This is a genomic window from Mesorhizobium sp. WSM4806, assembly GCF_055811635.1.
Genome location: NZ_JBVVQZ010000008.1, coordinates 176,018 through 195,248, shown reverse-complemented (window position 1 = coordinate 195,248; position 19,231 = coordinate 176,018). Strand labels below are relative to the sequence as shown.

Annotated in this window: 20 protein-coding genes; 5 read left to right on the top strand and 15 right to left on the bottom strand. The window is 63.2% G+C overall.

Going from position 1 to position 19,231, the window contains the following annotated elements:
* Window positions 1-45: 45 nt before the first annotated feature.
* From AC0L2M_RS14840 to AC0L2M_RS14825, 4 genes are all read right to left on the bottom strand, one after another.
* The gene (locus tag AC0L2M_RS14840) at window positions 46-3,003 is read right to left on the bottom strand and encodes a bifunctional [glutamine synthetase] adenylyltransferase/[glutamine synthetase]-adenylyl-L-tyrosine phosphorylase (RefSeq protein WP_473535240.1); all 2,958 of its coding nucleotides are present in this window, start codon (window positions 3,001-3,003) and stop codon (window positions 46-48) included.
* Window positions 3,003-4,472, bottom strand: a complete 1,470-nt coding sequence (locus tag AC0L2M_RS14835) for a sensor histidine kinase (protein WP_287064264.1) — start codon at window positions 4,470-4,472, stop codon at window positions 3,003-3,005. Before AC0L2M_RS14835 ends, AC0L2M_RS14840 begins: the two co-directional genes overlap by 1 nt.
* A 1-nt stretch (window position 4,473) precedes the next feature.
* Window positions 4,474-5,148 (bottom strand): response regulator transcription factor, encoded by a 675-nt coding sequence (locus tag AC0L2M_RS14830; RefSeq protein WP_023800810.1) that lies wholly within the window; start codon window positions 5,146-5,148, stop codon window positions 4,474-4,476.
* Window positions 5,149-5,508: 360 nt separating this feature from the next.
* On the bottom strand, window positions 5,509-7,038 hold the full coding sequence (locus AC0L2M_RS14825; protein WP_473535239.1) for a Do family serine endopeptidase: 1,530 nt from the start codon (window positions 7,036-7,038) through the stop codon (window positions 5,509-5,511).
* A 185-nt stretch (window positions 7,039-7,223) separates the two neighbouring features.
* Here AC0L2M_RS14825 and AC0L2M_RS14820 point away from each other — a divergent pair, with 185 nt between their 5' ends.
* Complete coding sequence (locus tag AC0L2M_RS14820; protein ID WP_091590846.1) at window positions 7,224-7,493, top strand: CopG family ribbon-helix-helix protein; 270 nt, start codon at window positions 7,224-7,226, stop codon at window positions 7,491-7,493.
* Window positions 7,494-7,564: 71 nt separating this feature from the next.
* Here AC0L2M_RS14820 and AC0L2M_RS14815 read toward each other — a convergent pair whose 3' ends face one another.
* The 9 genes from AC0L2M_RS14815 to AC0L2M_RS14775 form a co-directional block, all read right to left on the bottom strand.
* The gene (locus AC0L2M_RS14815; RefSeq protein ID WP_128172672.1) at window positions 7,565-8,032 is read right to left on the bottom strand and encodes a cytochrome c-type biogenesis protein; all 468 of its coding nucleotides are present in this window, start codon (window positions 8,030-8,032) and stop codon (window positions 7,565-7,567) included.
* On the bottom strand, window positions 8,029-10,020 hold the full coding sequence (locus AC0L2M_RS14810; RefSeq protein ID WP_473535238.1) for a heme lyase CcmF/NrfE family subunit: 1,992 nt from the start codon (window positions 10,018-10,020) through the stop codon (window positions 8,029-8,031). Before AC0L2M_RS14810 ends, AC0L2M_RS14815 begins: the two co-directional genes overlap by 4 nt.
* Window positions 10,021-10,125: 105 nt before the next feature.
* Window positions 10,126-10,566 (bottom strand): cytochrome c maturation protein CcmE, encoded by a 441-nt coding sequence (ccmE, locus tag AC0L2M_RS14805; protein WP_023800816.1) that lies wholly within the window; start codon window positions 10,564-10,566, stop codon window positions 10,126-10,128.
* Between the two features lie 3 nt (window positions 10,567-10,569).
* Window positions 10,570-11,703 carry a c-type cytochrome biogenesis protein CcmI gene (ccmI, locus tag AC0L2M_RS14800; RefSeq protein WP_023800817.1) on the bottom strand — a complete coding sequence of 378 codons (1,134 nt, stop codon included), beginning with the start codon at window positions 11,701-11,703 and terminating at the stop codon, window positions 10,570-10,572.
* A 245-nt stretch (window positions 11,704-11,948) separates the two neighbouring features.
* Window positions 11,949-12,389 (bottom strand): hypothetical protein, encoded by a 441-nt coding sequence (locus AC0L2M_RS14795; protein ID WP_023800818.1) that lies wholly within the window; start codon window positions 12,387-12,389, stop codon window positions 11,949-11,951.
* A 178-nt stretch (window positions 12,390-12,567) separates the two neighbouring features.
* Entirely contained in the window at window positions 12,568-14,034 is a 1,467-nt protein-coding gene (locus tag AC0L2M_RS14790) for an ATP-binding protein (protein ID WP_128172669.1), read from the bottom strand.
* Window positions 14,018-14,683, bottom strand: a complete 666-nt coding sequence (locus AC0L2M_RS14785) for a response regulator transcription factor (RefSeq protein WP_023800820.1) — start codon at window positions 14,681-14,683, stop codon at window positions 14,018-14,020. Before AC0L2M_RS14785 ends, AC0L2M_RS14790 begins: the two co-directional genes overlap by 17 nt.
* An 87-nt stretch (window positions 14,684-14,770) precedes the next feature.
* Window positions 14,771-15,070 carry a hypothetical protein gene (locus tag AC0L2M_RS14780; RefSeq protein ID WP_473535237.1) on the bottom strand — a complete coding sequence of 100 codons (300 nt, stop codon included), beginning with the start codon at window positions 15,068-15,070 and terminating at the stop codon, window positions 14,771-14,773.
* Between the two features lie 168 nt (window positions 15,071-15,238).
* Window positions 15,239-15,649 (bottom strand): DUF3168 domain-containing protein, encoded by a 411-nt coding sequence (locus AC0L2M_RS14775; RefSeq protein ID WP_473535236.1) that lies wholly within the window; start codon window positions 15,647-15,649, stop codon window positions 15,239-15,241.
* A 169-nt stretch (window positions 15,650-15,818) separates the two neighbouring features.
* Between AC0L2M_RS14775 and AC0L2M_RS14770 the strand changes: the two genes are divergently transcribed.
* Both AC0L2M_RS14770 and AC0L2M_RS14765 read left to right on the top strand, forming a co-directional pair.
* Complete coding sequence (locus AC0L2M_RS14770; RefSeq protein WP_236371796.1) at window positions 15,819-16,064, top strand: hypothetical protein; 246 nt, start codon at window positions 15,819-15,821, stop codon at window positions 16,062-16,064.
* A gap of 46 nt (window positions 16,065-16,110) precedes the next feature.
* Complete coding sequence (locus tag AC0L2M_RS14765; RefSeq protein WP_473535235.1) at window positions 16,111-16,329, top strand: hypothetical protein; 219 nt, start codon at window positions 16,111-16,113, stop codon at window positions 16,327-16,329.
* On the opposite strand, the gene AC0L2M_RS14760 is transcribed toward AC0L2M_RS14765, so the two are convergent.
* Together AC0L2M_RS14760 and AC0L2M_RS14755 are read right to left on the bottom strand one after the other, a co-directional pair.
* Entirely contained in the window at window positions 16,326-16,592 is a 267-nt protein-coding gene (locus tag AC0L2M_RS14760) for a DUF1488 family protein (RefSeq protein WP_027152775.1), read from the bottom strand. The genes AC0L2M_RS14765 and AC0L2M_RS14760 overlap by 4 nt on opposite strands.
* Window positions 16,589-16,861: a hypothetical protein gene (locus AC0L2M_RS14755; protein ID WP_027152776.1), complete on the bottom strand. Its 273-nt coding sequence runs from the start codon at window positions 16,859-16,861 to the stop codon at window positions 16,589-16,591. Before AC0L2M_RS14755 ends, AC0L2M_RS14760 begins: the two co-directional genes overlap by 4 nt.
* A gap of 246 nt (window positions 16,862-17,107) precedes the next feature.
* Between AC0L2M_RS14755 and AC0L2M_RS14750 the strand changes: the two genes are divergently transcribed.
* Both AC0L2M_RS14750 and groL read left to right on the top strand, forming a co-directional pair.
* Window positions 17,108-17,470, top strand: a complete 363-nt coding sequence (locus AC0L2M_RS14750) for a co-chaperone GroES (RefSeq protein WP_473535234.1) — start codon at window positions 17,108-17,110, stop codon at window positions 17,468-17,470.
* A gap of 100 nt (window positions 17,471-17,570) precedes the next feature.
* Entirely contained in the window at window positions 17,571-19,190 is a 1,620-nt protein-coding gene (groL, locus tag AC0L2M_RS14745) for a chaperonin GroEL (RefSeq protein ID WP_473535233.1), read from the top strand.
* Window positions 19,191-19,231: the final 41 nt, after the last annotated feature.

Here is a 19,231-nt window from a genome sequence, read left to right as displayed (position 1 = left end):
ATAGTCAGTAGTGAATATCTAATTCCATTCACCATTCACTACTCACTACTCATTCACACGAAGCAAAAAGCCAAAATCCTTCCTGACATTTTGCGACGTCTCCTTGAGGTGCGCTTCCAGCACCCCGAAATCCGGCAGGTCGGTGACCGCCAGTAGCAGATCCGAAAGCCCCGGCGGAACGTCGTCGCGTTCGAATACGCCGGTGAGGCAGAGCCGCGTCATCTGGGTCAGCGCCAGATAGAGCGCATAGGCATCGCAAAGCTCCTGCCTGATCTGCGCCTCGGCGAAATCCGGCGCCAGCCTCGACAGCACGTCCGCCGTCCCGGTGACCCGGCGGCCGGCTTCGACCTTTCCCGTGATCACCGCCACCTGCGCGATGAATTCGAGATCGATGAGACCACCCGGGATCAGCTTGATGTCCCAGAGATCGCGCGGCGGTTTTTCCTTCTCGATCATCGCGCGCATCTCGGCCGCCTCGGCCATCACCTTGGCGCTGTCGCGCGGCAGGGCAAGCACCTGTGCCACTTCGGTCTCGACCTCGGCGCATAGCGCTTGATCGCCGCCGATCGCGCGGGCCCTTGACAGCGCCATATGCTCCCAGGTCCAGGCGTCCTTGCGCTGGTACTTCTTGAAGGCATCGACATGGGTCGCCACCGGCCCCTTGTTGCCGGACGGCCGCAAGCGAAGGTCGAGTTCGTAGAGAACGCCCTCGGCGGTCGGCGCGGACACCGCAGCGATCAGCCGCTGCGTCATCCTGGCGTAATAGTGCGACGGGGCGAGCGGCTTGTCGCCATCGGATTCTTCGGCATCGGCGTCGTGATCATAGAGCAGGATGAGGTCGACGTCTGAGCCGGCCGTCAATTCGCGGCTGCCGAGCTTGCCCATGCCGAGCAGCGCAACCGTGCCGCCGGCGATGCGACCGTGGCGTAGCGCGAACTCGGCGATGACCGCCCGCAGCGCCGCGTCGATGGTGAGATCGGCCAGATCGGAAAAGGCACGGCCGGCGCGCGCCGGATCGATCGAGCCGGCAAGCAGCCTGACGCCGATCAGGAATTTTTGCTCGGACGCAAAGATGCGCAAGCGGTCGAGCACGTCCTCATAGGCCCTGTCGCCCTCGAGGAACGCGGCGAGACGGCCGGACAGATAGGCGCGGTCCGGCAGTTCGGTCAAAAGGGCCGGATCAAGCAGGCCGTCAAACACGTGCGGCCGGCGTGTGATGATGGCGGCCAGCCGGGGCGCCGCGCCCATGATGGTCGCCAGCAGCTTCAGCAGAGCCGGATTGGAGTGGAGCAGCGAGAACAGCTGAATGCCGGCGGGCAGACCGGCAAGGAATTCGTCGAAGCGTATCAACGCCTCGTCCGCGCGGCGCGTCTGGCCGAAGGATTGCAGCAGCGCCGGCGTCAGTTCGGTCAACCGCTCGCGCGCCTCGGCTGACTGGGTGACGCGATAGCGGCCGAAATGCCAGCCGCGGATGACGCGGCAGATGTCGCTCGCCCGCTGGAATCCCAATCTCTGCAGGGTCTGCAACGTATCGGGGTCGTCGACATCGCCGGTAAAGACCAGATTGCCGATGCCCGCCGAAAGCTCGGGCGCGGTCTCGAAAAGCGCTGCGTAGTGGCGTTCGACCTGATGGAGTGCGGCGCGGAACGCCTCGGCAAAGGTCGCCGCATCGGCAAAACCGAGCAGGCGAGCAATGCGTTCGAGCCCTTCGTCATCGTCCGGCAGTATGTGGATCTGCTCGTCGGCGACCATCTGAACGGCGTGCTCGACGCGGCGCAGGAGCCAGTACTGCCTTGTGAGCGTATCGCGCGCATCGGCAGTGATCCAGCCGCGTGCCGCAAGCTGGCCAAGCATCGGCACCGTCTCGCGGCCGCGCAGTTCGGGGAAGCGGCCGCCGGCGATGAGCTGCTGAGTCTGGACGAAGAACTCGATCTCGCGGATGCCGCCGCGGCCGAGCTTGACGTTGTGGCCCTTCACCGCGATCTCGCCAAGACCCTTGTGGGCATGGATCTGGCGCTTGATCGAATGGACGTCGGCGATCGCTGCATAGTCCATGTATTTGCGCCAGATGTAGGGCTGGAGCTCCTTCAGGAACGCAGTGCCGGCGGCGACATCGCCGGCCACCGGACGCGCCTTGATCATTGCGGCCCTCTCCCAGTTCTGGCCCCGCGCCTCGTAGTAGCGCAGCGCCGCCTCGACCGGGATCGCCAGCGGCGTCGAACCGGGGTCGGGACGAAGCCTGAGGTCGGTGCGGAAAACATAGCCGTGTTCGGTGCGGTCCTGAAGCATGCGGACCAGCCGGCGGGTCAGGCGCGAAAACAGCTCCGTCGCATCGAGCGGATCGACGACTGCTGGCGCTTGCGGGTCGAAAAAAACGACGAGGTCGATGTCGGAGGAGAAGTTCAGCTCATGCGCGCCAAGCTTGCCCATGCCGAGCAGGATCCAGCCCGACCGGCGCGCCGGATCCTCGAGATCCGGCAGTTTGAGCTTGCCTTGTCGGTGCGCGTCGCGAAGCAGGAAGTCGACGGCAGCGCGGGTGCAGGCGTCGGCAAGATCGCTCAGCCGCCGTACTGTGATTGCAGTTTCGGCCTCGCCTGCAAGATCGGCCAGCGCGATCAGGACATGCGCTTCCGCTTTCCATTGCCGCAACTCCATCATCAGGCCGTTTTCAGAGATGGCTTCCGCCCGCGCGGCCTTGCCGATGGCGGCGCCGATCGACGCCAGCCGCGCCTCGACGGTCTCATCGAAAAGCGCATCTAGGATCTGCGGGCGGCGGCGCACCGTGTCGCGCAGGAACGGCGACAGGTCGAAGACTGCCGCGAGAAACTCCTGGACGGCGCCCTCGCCGGCCAGGAATTTCGCCAGCACGGCAAGCCCCTCTTCCTGCGCTGCGGAAGCGATCTCCGACAATTCCCCCCGGGCTCGGTTCTGATCCAGAGGCACGAGCCTTGCCGCCGGCCTCAGAAGCCAGTTGGTGTGTTCCGCAGCCGCCTTCACCGCCATCAGCGATCCTCCCGTTCGGGAAAACTCATGACGACGGATAATCCAGGATTGGCGGGCAGGAGATCAAGCCGCCCTTTGTGGAATGTCATGATCGCCTTGGCGAGGCTGAGGCCGAGACCGGAACCCGGCTGCGAGCGGCTCTTCTCCAGCCGCACGAAACGCTCGGTCGCCCTGGCGCGATCGGCATCGTCGGGAATGCCCTGGCCGTTGTCGGTGACGGAAAGCCTGATTTCGCTGCCGACGCGATCGAGCGCCACGCGAACGGTCGGCTTGGCTGTCGAGTCGGTCGAATATTTGATCGCGTTGTCGACGATGTTCGATAGCGCCTGGCCGATCAGCTCGCGATTGCCTTCAACGGCGAAGCCGTCCTGCACAGAGGTCTCGAGTGTCACTCCCGCCTCCTCCGCCACCGGCTCGTAGAGCTCGACGACATCGCGCACGGAAGCAGCCAGATCGACCCGGCTGGTGATTTCTGAGGAATAGCCCGCCTCCAGCCTTGAGATCATCAGGATGGCGTTGAAGGTCTTTATCAGATGGTCGGACTCGGCGATGGTCGCTTCCAGCGCCTGCCGGTAGGCGGCGGAGTTGTGCTTGCCGGAGAGCGTCGCCTCGGCGCGGTTGCGCAGCCTGGTCAGCGGTGTCTTCAGATCGTGGGCGATGTTGTCGGAGACCTGCTTCAGCCCTTCATTCAGCGTCGCGATCCTGGCCAGCATGGAATTGAGATTTTCGGAGAGCCGATCGAACTCGTCGCCGGCCCCGGTGACCGGCAGCCGGCCGGAAAGGTCGCCGCCCATGATGCGGCGACTGGCCTGCGACACCGAGTCGATGCGCTTCAGCGCCGCGCGGCCGACGAAGAACCAGATCAAAATTCCGCCAAGCGCCATCATGCCGAGCGCCAACGTCAAGGCGCGGCGGATGACGGCGCGGAACCGCTCAGGCTCGCCGAGATCGCGGCCGACCAGCATGATCATCTGGTTCGGCAGGCGCAGCACCAAGGCAATGGCGTTGTGGCCCTTCTCGCCTTCGACCTGGACTTCGCTCTGGCTGGGTTCGTTCGGGTCGGCGATCGGGTTGCGTTGCCGCTCGAGCTCGCCCTCGCCAAAGCGCCGGTAGGAAAACGGCTCCGTCGTCCAGCCCTCGGCCACGAGAACGCCGGGTTCCAGGCTCTGCACGTTGCCGGTCAGGATCTGGCCGTTGGCATCGGCGATCAAATAGAGGTTGGCGCCGGGCTGGCGGGAGCGCTGCTCGACCACCCGCACCAGCAGCGGCAAGCCGCCGCGCTGATAGACCCGGGCGAGGCCGAGCACCTCGTCGTTGATGGTCTCCTGCGTCTGGCCGGTCAGCATGCGCGCCGACAGCGAGGTCATGTAGAAGACGAGCAGCACCGCACAGATGGCGAACAGCAGGAGATAGAGCGCCGAAAGCCGCGCTGCCGTCGTCTTCATGATGGCCGGCATGGAAAGGGCCATGCTAGCCGCTCTTGAGCATATAGCCGGCGCCACGAACCGTGTGCAGGATGGGCTTGTCGAAGCCCTTCTCGATCTTGCCGCGCAGCCGCGAGACGTGAACGTCGATGACGTTGGTCTGCGGATCGAAATGATAGTCCCAGACATTTTCCAGCAGCATGGTGCGCGTCACCACCTGGCCGGCATGGCGCATCAGATATTCGAGCAGGCGGAACTCGCGCGGCTGCAGCGTAATCTCGCGGGCCGCGCGCCGTACCGAATGCGACAGCCTGTCGAGTTCGAGGTCGCCGACCCGGTAGACGGTTTCGGCCTCCCTGGCGCTGGCGCGGCGGTTCAGCACCTCGACCCGGGCCAGAAGCTCGGAAAAGGCATAGGGCTTGGTCAGATAGTCGTCGCCGCCGGCCCGCAAGCCGGTGACCCGGTCGTCGACTTCGCCGAGCGCCGACAGGATCAGCACCGGCGTAGTCTTGCCTCGGGATCTCAGACCGGCGATGACCGACAGGCCGTCACGGCGCGGCAGCATGCGGTCGACGACCATCACGTCATAGTCGCCGGAGTCAGCGAGCGCGAAGCCGGTTTCGCCGTCGCCGGCGACATGGGCGGTATGCCCGGCCTCGGTAAAGGCTTTCTGGAGGTAATCGGCCGCTTCGCGATCGTCTTCTATGACGAGAATCTTCATGGGACCGTTATACGCGATTTCGCTGGAAGATTGAGTGGCCGGCATAGGCATCATGGCCTCGAGGTGTATCGCGAACAAAATGATTCAAGAACGAGCAGTAAGTCTTTGTTTTATAATGTTATTGGCGTCGAGCCGCCGCATCCTCGGATTTGGGCGACATGCTTTGTTGTTTGAGCATGTCGTCATCCCAAAACCGTTTCACACTTTGGGCGACTGCTCTGTTATTCGAGCGGCAGCGGGCGATGGGAGCCCGCTGCCGCTGGGCCGGAACACGATGACTGACTAACGTATTCAAGCCCCGTGCTTTCCCATGCTACGGCTCGGGTGTTTGAAACCGCCGCATCGGAAGAGTCTGGAACGTCAGCCCTTGGCGACAGGCAGCGCGACGAAGCGGTTGCTGTCCTCGCGGGTGATCTGCATCAGCACCGCCTTGCGGCCCGACTTCACCGCGTCGGCCATGGCCTTGGCGACGTCCTCGGTGCCATTGACCTCCGTCGAATTGACCGAGGTGATGACATCGCCGGGCTGGATCCCGCGATCGGCAGCATCGCTGTCGGGATCGACATCGGTCACCACAAGCCCTTTGCCATCGTCGGACCTGGTGACGGTGAGACCGAGATCGGCCAGTGTATCGGCCTTTGGTGGAACCGAAGGCTGCTGGTCGGCCGAAGCCTGTTTGTCAGTCGAAGGCAGCGTGCCGAGGTCGACCTTGACCGTTTCACTCTTGCCGTCACGCCACAGCGTGACGTCGACCGGCTTGCCGGGCGGGTAGGCGCCGATCAGACGGGCGAGTTCCTTCGGCGAAGCGACGTCCTTGCCGTCCACCTGAGTGATGACGTCACCAGCCGATATGCCGGCCTCCTTGCCGGGACCATCGTCCTGGGCGCTGGAAACGAGCGCACCCTTGTCGGACTTCAGCCCGAGCGATTCGGCGATTTCGGAGGTGACCGGCTGGATCTCGACGCCAAGCCAGCCGCGCTGGACGGTGCCGTCCTTCATCAGATCCTGCACGACCTGTTTGGCGGTCGAGGCGGGAATGTCGAAGGCAATGCCGACGCTGCCACCGGACGGCGAGAAGATCGCGGTGTTGATGCCGACGACCTGGCCGTTAAGGTTGAAGGTCGGGCCACCCGAATTGCCGCGGTTCACCGAGGCATCGATCTGGATGAAATCATCATAAGGACCGGCGCCGATGTCGCGACCACGGGCCGAGACAATGCCGGCAGTGACTGTGCCGCCGAGGCCGAACGGATTGCCGACGGCCACCACCCAGTCGCCGACGCGAACCTTTGAATCGTCGGCGAAGTCGACATAGGTGAACTTGCCGTCGCCTTCAACCTTGAGCACTGCGAGGTCGGTGCGCGGATCTGTGCCGACCAACTTGGCGTCGAGTTCCTTGCCGTCATGCATCACCACCGTGAAGGACGAGCCCTCTCCGACGACATGGTTGTTGGTGACGAGGTAGCCATCCTCGGAGATGAAGAAGCCGGACCCCTGGGCGACCGGGCGTGGCTGGCGGTCACCGCGTCCGAAACGTCGCATTCCATCCCGGCCATCCTGATCGCCAAAGCCACGGAACTCCCTGAAGAAGCGGCGCAATTGCGGATCGTCGGGGAGATTGCCGAAGGCGTCGGGCATGTCGGAGCCGTCGTCGGCGGTCGATTCTATCTTGGCTTTGACGCGGACACTGACGACCGCCGGCGAAACGCGCTCGACCACGTCGGCGAAGCTCGGAACTTGAGGCGCCTCGACACGCACGGCCTCGGCCAGGACGGGGGCTGTCCCGGTGGCAACCGCGCCGAAGCCGATCGCGCCGGCAATGGCCACTGATGCGGCGGCGGCCATCAAGCGTTTGCGGGTGCGGGAATGTGAATTGGGGGCAATATTCATGGGTCTCGTATCCTCTTTCAAGGGATGCGCTTCGCTCGGCATCCTCGGCCAAGAGAAATAGAGGCGCGCACATTACGGCGCCATTTCCAGTGCATGAAACTTTGGTAATGTTTGCAGGCACCAACCCTTTGGTTGCGCCCGCCCGTTGCCCTATGTTGTACACAGTTCAGCACAAGGCTTTCACCATGACCGCAAGCGCCACCATGACGATACGGGTTTCGTCCGAAACCAAGCTGAAGCTGGAGCGGATCGCCGCCGACACGCGGCGCAGCAAATCCTTCCTCGCGGCCGAGGCGATATCGGCCTATGTCGATCGCGAGCTTGAGATCATCGAAGGCATCAAACGCGGCATGGCCGATGCGGCAGCTGGCCGTGTCGTGCCGCACGACGAAGCCATGGCGGAAATCGACGCCATCATCGAAGCGTCGGAAGCCAGGCGCGCAGACAAGGCTTGAAGCGGTTCGTCACCTGGTCGCGAGACATCGTGACACGGCCGCGGTCTTGGCGACGGGGCGGCCGGGCCGAACTAGTTACCCAGAACCTTGTCCAACGCTGCCTTCTCCTCGGCGGTGAGCGTGGCCGCAGGCGTCGAACGGCGCGACCGGGCGGTCAGCACGATGAAAATCCCGCCGGCAAGCAGCAGAAGGACCGGCGTGCCCCACAATAGCGCATTGCGCAGGCTGAAGCGCGGCTTCAACAGCACGAACTCGCCATAGCGGGAAACGATGTAGTCGATCACCTGCCGGTCGGTATCGCCGGCGACCAGGCGCTGGCGCACCAGCACGCGCAGGTCGCGGGCAAGGTCGGCATCGGATTCGTCGATCGACTGGTTCTGGCAAACCATGCAGCGAAGCTCTTCCGAAAGCGTCCGCGCCCGCGCCTCGAGCGCCGGGTCGGCCAGAACCTCGTCCGGCTTCACCGCAAGTGCGGCGCCGGCAAACAACAGCGTCAGCAGCAGGATCAGGGAGGCCAGTGAAGTTTTTCTTGCGGTCATGGCAGGCTCGCCGAAGGCATGGCGCCCGCCGACTTGCGGCGGCGGGACGGTGCGCCGACGCGCAGCCGCCGGTCCATCAGCGACATCGCAGCGCCTGCCATCATGACAAGGGCGCCGCCCCAGATCAGCGTCACCAGCGGCTTCCACCACAGCCGCACCACGACGGAGCCGTCGGTCGCCTCATCGCCAAGCGAGAGGTAGAGCTGGCTGAAACCGATCGTCTTGATACCGGACTCGGTCGTCGTCATCTGCCGGACCGGATAGGAGCGCTTGGACGAGGTGATCACGGCGGTGGTGCTTCCATCAGCGCCGAGCAGGGCGAAGCGGCCGCGATCCTCGCTGTAGTTAGGCCCCTGGGTCGGATAGAGCCCTTCGAAGCGCAGTGTGTGGCCGGACAGTTGCACGGTCTCGCCGGCACGCATCGACAGGATCTTCTCGGTGCCGAAGCAAAGGGTGCCGACAATGCCCAGCGTCGTCAGCCCAAGACCGAGATGGGCGAGCGCGGTGCCGAAGACCGAACGCGGCAGGCCGGCGAAGCGCCTGAACATGATGCCGGGCGCGACACTGCCAAAGCCGGACTTGACGGCAATATCGGTGAGCGCGCCGCAGATCAGCCAGAAGGCCAGGCCGACGCCAAGTGCAGCGAACACCGACGAGCCGTCGATGAACAAGGCCGTCACCAGCACGGCCAGAAGCCCGGCGGCGAAGGCCGCCATCAGCCGCTGGGCGACGGCGAAAATGTCGCCGCGCTTCCAGGCCAGCAGCGGCCCGAACGGAACCGCGACCAGGAGCGGCACCATCAGCGGGCCGAACGTCAGGTTGAAGAACGGCGCGCCGACCGAAATCTTGTCGGCCGAAACGGCCTCGACGACCAGCGGATAGAGCGTGCCGATCAGCACGGTGGCGGTGGCCGTGGTCAGGAACAGATTGTTGAGGACCAGCGCCCCTTCGCGCGAGATCGGATGAAACAGGCCGCCGGCCGTCAACCTCGAGGCGCGAAAGGCGAACAACGCCAGTGATCCGCCGATGAACAGTGTCAGGATGCAGAGAATGAACACGCCGCGCGTTGGATCGGTGGCGAAGGCGTGGACGGAGGTGAGCACGCCGGAGCGCACCAGGAAGGTGCCGAGCAGCGACAGCGAGAAGGTCAGGATCGCCAGCAACAGCGTCCAGATCTTCAGGGCCGAGCGCTTTTCCATGACGATCGCCGAATGGAGCAGCGCGGTGCCGGCCAGCCAAGGCATGAACGAGGCGTTCTCGACCGGATCCCAGAACCAGAAACCGCCCCAGCCAAGTTCGTAATAGGCCCAGTAGGAACCCATGGCGATGCCGCCGGTCAGGAACATCCAGGCGACCAGCGTCCATGGCCGCACCCAGCGCGCCCAGGACGCGTCGATGCGGCCTTCGATGAGGGCGGCGACCGAGAAGGAAAAGCAGATCGAGAAGCCGACATAGCCGAGATAGAGCAGCGGCGGATGGATGGCGAGGCCGAGATCCTGCAGGATCGGGTTGAGATCGCGGCCCTCGATCGGCGCCGGATTGAGCCTGGCGAACGGGTTGGACGTCGCCAGGATGAACAGCAAGAAGGTGGCGCCGATCGCGCCTTGCACGGCCAGCACGTTGGCTCGAAGGGTCGCTGGAAGATTGCTGCCGAAAGCAGCGACGAGCGCCCCGAAGAAGCTCAGGATCAGCACCCAGAGCAGCATCGAGCCCTCGTGATTGCCCCATGTGCCGGTGATCTTGTAGATCAGCGGCTGCAGCGAATGCGAGTTGTCCCAGACGTTGGCCACCGAAAAGTCGGACGTCGCATAGGCCGTCGCCAACGCCGCGAAGGACAGAGCGGTCAAGGCGAAGCCGGTCACCGCGACCGGACCGCCGACGGCCATCATCTTCTGGCTGTTGATACGCGCGCCGAACAGCGGCACCAGCGCCTGTACCAAAGACAGCGCGAACGCCAGGACCAGTGCGAAATGTCCGGTTTCAACCATTGTGGCCAAGCCCGCCAGGTTTTTGCTTTGCCGCAGGGTCTTGCCGCAAAATCGTGGGAACCCTCGGGTCAAGCCCGAGGGCAGGCTTTTGCGGAACCTGCTTAGTCACTTTTTGCTCTCCTGCCACACGCCTCTGGACTTGAGGCCGTCGGCCACCTCCTTGGGCATATAGTTCTCGTCGTGCTTGGCCAGCACGCTGTCGGCGACGAAGACGCCGTCCGGGCGAAAAATGCCTTCAGTGATGACGCCCTGCTCCTCGCGGAAAAGGTCGGGAAGAATGCCGGTGTAGGTGACCTTGACCTGCTTCTGGTTGTCGGTCACCGAAAAGGCGACGGTGGTCCCCTGACCGCGCTCGATCGTGCCTTTTTCGACGAGGCCCCCGAGCCTGATACGCTGCCCGGGCTGCAGGCTGGCGGTGGTCAGATCGGCGGGCATGTAGAAGTAGGAGGCCTTCTGGCCGAGCGCATAGAAGGTCAGGCCGGTGGCGGCACCGAGGAAGGCCAACCCTCCGGCGATCACCGACAGTCTTTTCTGCTTGCGCGTCATTTCTTACTCCGTCGCCGTCAGGCCAAGCGAGGCGGCAAAGGCGGTGAATTTCTTCGCTTCGTCACTATCGGAGCCAAAAACGGCGATACCGCGATTGAGCGCGTCGCGCGCCTGATCGGCCTTGCCCAGCACGACATAGGAACGAATAAGCTGCATCCATCCTTCCACATCGCGCGGGTTTTGCCGCAGTTTTTCGTCAAGCCCCGCAACCATGGTGTTGATCATCGCTTCCTTATCCTGCGGCGACATCGACGAGGCGGCGTCGACATCCCCGGCGTTCGGGCCTTTTGCAGGCACTCCCGAAGCGACGCTGCGCCTGGCGGTTTCGGCCAGTGCCTGCGCGACGGCGCCGCGCCAGGGCGAGTCCTGCGGCAAGGCCGCGAGCATTTTCTGCCAGCCGGCCGTCGCCTCCTCGATGCGGCCTTCCTGCGCCATGCCCATCGCCAGATAAAAGCTGGCCTTCGGAGTCGCCGGATCGAGCTTCAGCGCCGCCTCGAAGGCTGCCTGGGCATCGGCCGAGACAATGCCGCCCGCTTCGCTGGCGATCGCCTCGCCGAGGCCGGCCTGGCGGGCTGCGCTGTCGCCGTCGAGGCGAATAGCGTTGCGGTAGGCCGTCACTGCGTCGGAGAACCGCTGCATGCGCAGATAGATTGGCGCCAGGACGTCCCAACCCTTGCCATCGGACGGGTTGGCGGCAAGGTGGGCCTCGGCGCGTGCCACCAGTTCGTCGACCGAACTGTCGGCGGGATTCTTGGCCAGTCGCTCGCTGAGCGGCTGCGACGGCAGATCGGGCGAGCCGAGTTGGCTGTACAAGCCCCAACTGACCAGCGGAACCGCCAGGACCGCAGCCGTCGCGACCAGCCTGGTCGCCATCGACGGCTGCCGCGCCGCTGCCTTGTCGGCGGCATTGTCGAGGCGAAGGATGCGGCGGGCGATCTCCGCACGCGCCTCTTCGGCCTCGGCCGGCTGGATCAGGCCACGCGCCACGTCGCGGTCAAGCTCGGACAGCTGGTCGCGATAGACTTCAAGGTCATGATCGCTGCTTGGCGAACCACCCTTCGGGCCGCCGGCCAGTGGCAGCAGCACCGCCAGGCTTGCACCCAGCGTGAGAATGGCGGCTATGACCCAGAACAGCATGCTTCTTCCAATAACGGCAGAGCCCTGCCCTGCCAACACAGGCGTCCTGCGACGCTTTGACGGCAGATGCGTCGCATGTCCTTGATTGATGTCAACCGGACCTAAAGCGCGTCGCGTTCGACCGGCGTCATGCGACGCACCTTAGATAGTTGTTTTCATGCATATCGTCATCGCAAGATCGCTGCACACCCTCGAGTCAGGCCCGAGGGCATGCTTTTGCGCCACATGCATTATCCGGCCGGTCGTTACGTCAGCGGCGTCCAGCTACCATCGGCGTTGCGGCAAGCGGTTCCGCGCGCGGTGGCCCCGGCGGCGCCGGTAAACACCGTATGGGTGTATTGTCGGCAGTCCTGCGAGCCGACACGATAGGGCTGGGCGGGCACGACTTCACCGTAATGCGCCGACCGATCGCTCTTCCACGTCACCTTCTGGCTGCTCGCCGTGTACTCGAGCGCCCTGTATTCCGCCTCCAGCGCCTTGCGCTTTTCGGGATCGCTCAAGCCAGTACCGATCGATCCGCTGACGAGGCCGCCGCCCATGGCGGAAATGACCGTCGTCGCGATCTTGCCGTCACTTGGCGGCGTTGCGGCCGGCTGCGGCGCCACCGTGGGGCCAGGGTTCCTGCCCAGCGTCGTGCAGCCGGAAACGGCCAGCAGTGCGGAGACGAGCGCGACGCGAATCTTCATGCCAAAAACCGGTCTCTTGAGTTAAAGCTGGGGGCCGCGCCATCGGGGAAGTCGGCGTGGCCATAGTGTCGATGTTTGTCGGAAATTTGGCCGCGGCCGACGGCTCCGGGACCAGTCGACATGCCGCCATATCACGCACCGTCGATCAATGTCGACCGGCCCAGCAAAAAGCATGGGCCTAGTGAAGGCTCCGCAATCGAACCACCGCCTTCAACCCGCCCATGCTGGACCGTTCCAGAGCCAGAACGCCTCCGTATTCGTTGACGAGGTCGGCGACAATGGCAAGTCCAAGCCCGGTCCCCGGCCTTGTCTCGTCGAGACGCCGCCCGCGCTTCAGCGCCTCGCGCGCCTTGTCTTCCGGAATGCCCGGGCCGTCATCCTCGATACTGATCTCGAACAGGTTGACAGCACCCTCCTTGCCGGCGCCACTCTTCTTGGCGGAGCCACCCTTGCCCGAGATTGGCGCCACCGACACAGCGACCGCGCTCTTTGCCCATTTCATGGCGTTGTCGAGCAAATTGCCAAGCAATTCTTCCAGATCCTGGCGTTCCCCGGCAAAGACGATATCGACTGCCGGCAGCGAAAGTGAGAGAGCTGTCTGCGGATTGAGTTTTTGCAGCACGCGCACCATGCGCTGGACCAGCGGCGCCACCGGCGTGCGGTAGACGACGCTGTCGCGTTGCGCCGCAACGCGGGCCCGCTGCAGATAATGGTCAATCTGCTTCTGCATCGAGGCGGCCTGTTCGGCTATGAGTTGGCCCTTGGCACCGCCGAGCGCCCGTCCCTCGTTGATCAGCACCGCCAGCGGCGTCTTCAGCGAATGGGCGAGGTTGCCGACCTGCGTCCGCGAGCGCTCGACGATACGCTTGTTGTTTTCGATCAACGCGTTGGTCTCGTCGGCGAGCGGCTCGATCTCGGCGGGGAAGCGACCGTCGAGCTTTTGCGCGGTTCCTTCGCGCACCATGGCGAGAGCGTCCCTGACCCGGCGCAATGGCTGCAGGCCCAGCAGGATGGCGATGGCGTTGATGGCGATCATGCCGACGCCGAACAGCGAAAGATAGGTCAGCAGGCGACGCTGAAAGGCGCTTATCTCCTGCTCGAGCTCGGTCCGGTTGCCCATGACGCGGAAGCGCGCTGCGCGATTTTTCGCGTCGAGAACGAATTCGCTCTCGAACACTTCCAGTTCCTCGCCATCGATGCCTTCTGTCGTATAGCTGCGCTGGAAGCTGGCATTGAACGGAACCTCGGCGACGCTTGGCGACAGGATCGCCGTGGTCATCGAGGAGGAGTGCAACTCACCACTCACGCCTTCCGACGCAGGCTCCACCGACCAGTACCAGCCGGACTTCGGCTCCGAGAACCGAAGGTCGCCCAGGTCGGGAGCGCCGGTCAGCGAACCGCCTTCGGACACGCCGACCGAGCCGATCAGATTGAACAGATGCGCCGACAGCAGGCTGTCAAAACCGCGCTCGTTCGCCTGGCGATAAAGGGTCGTGATCAGCGTGAAGATGACAATCAGGGTGAGTATCGCCCAGACCGTGGAAAAGGCGATCACCCGGAACGCCAGCGAACGCGGCCCGAACCGCACTGAAAGCGGCGTCCTTACAGTCTGTCTGAGCGGTTCCGCCTTACGCCTCCGGCTCACGCATTCGATAGCCCATGCCGCGAACGGTTTCTATCATGTCGATGCCCATCTTCTTGCGAAGCCGCCCGACAAAGACCTCGATTGTGTTGGAATCGCGGTCGAAATCCTGATCGTAAAGGTGCTCGACCAACTCGGTTCGGGACACGACCTCGCCCATATGGTGCATCAGATAGGCAAGCAGGCGAAATTCGTGCGACGTCAGCTTCAACGGCACGCCGTCGACATCGGCCTTGGAGGCTTTGGTGTCGAGCCGCAACGGCCCGCAGGTCAGCTCCGACGACGCATGGCCGGCCGCGCGCCGGATGAGCGCTCGGACCCTGGCCAGCACCTCTTCGATGTGGAACGGCTTGGTGACATAATCGTCGGCGCCGGCGTCGATGCCGGATACCTTGTCGCTCCAGCGATCGCGCGCCGTCAGAATCAGGACCGGCATCTTGCGGCCGCCGCGCCGCCAGCGTTCGACCACGCTGATGCCGTCCATCTGCGGCAAGCCGATGTCGAGCACCACGGCGTCATAGGGCTCGGTGTCGCCGAGGAAATGCCCTTCCTCACCGTCGAAAGCCCGGTCGACAACATAGCCGGCATCGACCAGCGCGTCGGATATCTGCCGGTTCAAGTCCTTGTCATCTTCGACAACGAGTACGCGCATATGGGATCATACCAGTTGAGGAATCGGCCTGTTGAGGAGCTGGACGTCAGGTATAGGCCGATTCCAGCGCCTGGGATACGGCAGGCATCAGTTCAGCGGAACGACGATCTCCGTGCGGCGTGGACGCTGCCCATCCTTGCCCGGGACCAGCACGACGATGACGCAGACCGGCTGGCCACCGCGCGTCGACTGTGACGCCTTGGCCAGCGTGCCGCCATTCTGCTCGGCGACCTGCTGACCGATCGCGTAGCAGTCGGAGGCGGCCGGGACGATCGGCCGGTTCTGCTCGGGCACGACGACCGGCAGCGCCGTCGCCTGCGACGCAAACAGACCAGCAGCGCAGAGAGCAAGTGTCGCGGTTGGGAAGTGGGAGCGAAGCGTTTTCATGATCAGCGTCCTAACGCATCGGTGCTGAACGTGATATGAACATTGCCTGCAACATATGCCTGTCTCACCCCCTGGTATGCGACACAACCAACCCCGGTGATTTGGCCGCCCCAACCCGGCAAATCCCGGCGCCAGTCTAGACTGTGTTGCAGCCTTATTGAAAGCGCGTCAGACGTTTTCTTCCGTCACGGCAAGAAAGCGCAGCAGCCCGTGACAGGCTGAAAGATCCTGGTCGTAACGGACCTCGGTGAATTCGAGCCTGAGGTTGACGCGGTGATGCTCGTCGAGCGCGAGCGCCGCATCCTGGAGGCGGGCGCTGACCATGTCCATCACGTCGAGCATTTCTTTCCTGGCCTCGGATTTCGACCAGAAATGCAGAGTGAAAAGCTGCTCGGCGTCTTTCTCCCTGCCTGTTACCCAATCATAGACGCTGGTCCGGCCGAACGTCACATAGGGAAACGGGATGTTTTCCGGGACATGGTCGAATAGTTTTGCGCCGCCCAACGCCGCTGACAGGGAACCGTCAGCGTCCAGCGCCTGGAACAAGGCCTTCTGCAACGCGGCAGCCGGCGCGGCCATTGTTTTCTCCCTCGCCCGTCGCGGCTGAACAGGCCTTTGTGTCGTCAACGATTCGTGCTTGCAGCGTAGCCGCGTTGAGGTGGCTGCGCCAGATCAGGGGGATCTCAGGTGGCTACCCACGCCTTTCATTTGACATGCAAGGCGTTTGAAAAACGGTGCTATGGAGTGTTTGTTTCTCCAGACCTTCGAGGTTGTTTTCGTGCGCGAGCCATCTCTGCTGCCTGTTTTCGGAAAGCTTGGGATCAAGACGCCAGTCGTCGTTGCGGCGGCGCCGACCATGTCGAAAAGCATTAAGAACATTGTGTCCCGCATGCGGGAGGTTCTGTCTTCATACGGAGGCCTAGCCCTGAAGCTGTTCGTCGTCGTTTGGACGGTCCTTGTCCTGGCGGCAGTGTTTTACATCACGCAGGCCTGACCAATCGCATTCATCGATCGGGGGCGGAAACGAAACGGATGCCGGAATGGCAAACCGCTACGCACTGCGCATGGAGCATCCGCACAGCTGGACCGTCTTCGATGGCTTCACCGGCCAGCCCGTCGAGCTTAAGCACCAGGTCTTGGTTGGCATGAACACGCGCGATGCAGACGCGATGGTCGGATCGGCCGAACAGCCGAGATGTCAAGCGACGGGCAAAGGCGCTGGCGCGTTGGCCCTGAACGCGATGACGTTCGGGATTTAACGAAAATCGGCCGCCGTCAGCACATATATGCTCTTGCGGGTCCGGTCATAGGCATTCCTGGCGACGTCGTGGATGGAGCTGGAAGCCGTATCGAAGGCGGCGAGATAGGTGGCTTCTGCAGTTGGTGTCCCTGACTCTGCCTTCGAGATGGCATCCGTGGCGACGGAGAAGGAAATCTGGAACATGCCGTCATGGCCGACGAAGCGGATGCGTTTGCCCGCCTCGTCGTAGCTGCGGCTTCGATTGGGAAATGTCAGGCTCATGACTTGACCTCCGTTGATGCAACGTCTGCTTTCTTGATCGCCCGCGACGCCCGCTTTTTCTTGGGGGCGACGGGATTGAGGGCCTCCGCGGCGCGGTCGGCCTCTTCCTTGGCCAGCCGCAACGCCCGCAATCTTGCCGTCTTAATGGTCCTGGCCTTGGCCTCTGAAACATATTCGGCCGTTGCCTGATTGCGTTCCGCGGTTTTCTTCTGCTTCTCCATGAAGCGCGCTTCGGCTTTTTCCATGATGTTCTGGCTAACTTCCGCCATCGATTAAAACCTCCTTTTGGCTGCAATGATGAAAATGATTTTCTCCCTTAAAATAGTCACTCGATGTGGAAAAATCAAATTCTGACCTATTTTTGATCGAGCAAATTTCTGAAGCGAAAAGGCAAAATAATACTATTCAATGTTTTACGGCGGCCAACGAATATTTTTTGGCACTCCTATCTATCGAGTGCCAACGCGCCTATAGAAGGGAGCGGCCGCCTAAGCCGGCCCCAGAAAGAAGTTTCCATGAAATTCCGGCCACTCCACGATCGCGTCGTCATTCGGCGCGCCGAAAACGACACCACATCCAAGGGCGGCATCATCATCCCCGACAATGCCAAGGAAAAGCCGCAGGAAGGCGAAGTGATCGCCGTCGGGCCGGGCGCGCGTGACGAAAGCGGCGCGCTGATCGCGCTCGATGTCAAGGCCGGCGACCTCATCCTGTTCGGCAAATGGTCCGGCACCGAGGTCAAGATTGACGGAGAGGACCTTCTGATCATGAAGGAGGCCGACATCATGGGCATCATCGACAAGAGCGAGATGGGCATCATCGACAAGAGCGAGATGGGCATCATCGAGAAGACCGGGGCTGCCAAGACGGCCGCCTGATTGGAGCGCCGCGCGTCTTGGACGCGCAAAGGACGCTCCAAATTTTTGATTCAGGCGGTGCTGACAGCGCCCTGCCGCAACCAACCGAACTGGAAAAATCATGTCTGCCAAGGAAATCAAATTCTCCACCGATGCGCGTGACCGCATGCTGCGTGGTGTCGAAATCCTCAACAACGCCGTCAAGGTGACGCTCGGCCCCAAGGGCCGCAACGTCGTCATTGACAAGGCCTATGGCGCACCGCGCATCACCAAGGACGGGGTGGCGGTAGCCAAGGAAATCGAGCTTTCCGACAAGTTCGAGAACATGGGCGCGCAGATGGTGCGCGAAGTGGCGTCGAAGACCAACGACCTTGCCGGCGACGGCACCACCACCGCCACGGTGCTTGCCGCTTCCATCTTGCGCGAGGGCGCCAAATTCGTTGCCGCCGGCATGAACCCGATGGACCTCAAGCGCGGCATCGACCTTGCCGTTACCGCTGTCGTCAAGGAAATCCAGGCACGCGCCAAGAAGGTCAAAACTTCCGGTGAAATCGCGCAGGTCGGCACCATTGCCGCCAATGGCGACACCACCGTCGGCGCCATGATCGCCAAGGCGATGGACAAGGTCGGCAATGACGGCGTCATCACCGTCGAGGAAGCCAAGACCGCCGACACCGAACTCGACGTCGTCGAGGGCATGCAGTTCGACCGCGGCTATCTCTCGCCCTATTTCGTCACCAATGCCGAGAAGATGCGCGCCGAGCTGGAGGACCCTTACGTCCTCATCCATGAAAAGAAGCTCGGCAATCTGCAGGCGATGCTGCCGATCCTCGAAGCCGTGGTGCAAAGCGGCAAGCCGCTGCTGATCATCTCCGAGGACGTCGAAGGCGAAGCGCTGGCGACGCTGGTCGTCAACAAATTGCGCGGCGGACTCAAGGTTGCGGCCGTCAAGGCGCCGGGCTTCGGTGACCGCCGCAAGTCGATGCTGGAAGACATCGCGGTGCTTACCGCCGGCCAGGTGATTTCGGAGGACCTCGGCATCAAGCTCGAAAACATCACCATCGACATGCTAGGCCGCGCCAAGCGCGTGCTGATCGAAAAGGACACGACGACGATCATCGACGGCGCCGGCGAGAAGGCCACGATCCAGGCGCGTGTCCAGCAGATCAAGGGGCAGATCGAGGAAACCACTTCCGACTACGACAAGGAGAAGCTGCAGGAGCGGCTGGCCAAGCTCGCCGGCGGCGTCGCGGTCATTCGCGTCGGCGGCGCGACCGAGTCCGAGGTCAAGGAAAAGAAGGACCGCATCGACGATGCGCTGAACGCCACGCGCGCGGCAGTGGAAGAAGGCATCGTTCCCGGCGGCGGTGTCGCGCTGCTGCGCGCCAAGGCCGTGCTGAACGGGCTGACCGGAGCCAATGCCGATGTGACGGCGGGCATTTCGATCGTGTCGAGAGCGCTCGAAGCGCCGATCCGCCAGATCGTCGAGAACTCCGGCGTCGAAGGTTCGATCGTTGTCGGCAGGCTCACGGACAGCAAGGATCACAATCAGGGCTTCGACGCCCAGAACGAGACCTATGTCGACATGATCAAGGCTGGCATCGTCGATCCCGCAAAGGTGGTGCGGACCGCGTTGCAGGATGCCGGGTCGATCGCGGCGCTGCTGATCACCGCGGAAGCCATGATCACCGACATTCCAGCAAAAGACGCTGCGCCTTCGGCCGGCATGGGCGGCTACTGACCACCCCTCCCGTAAATAGGCCCTGCAAGGCCTGGCCCCAG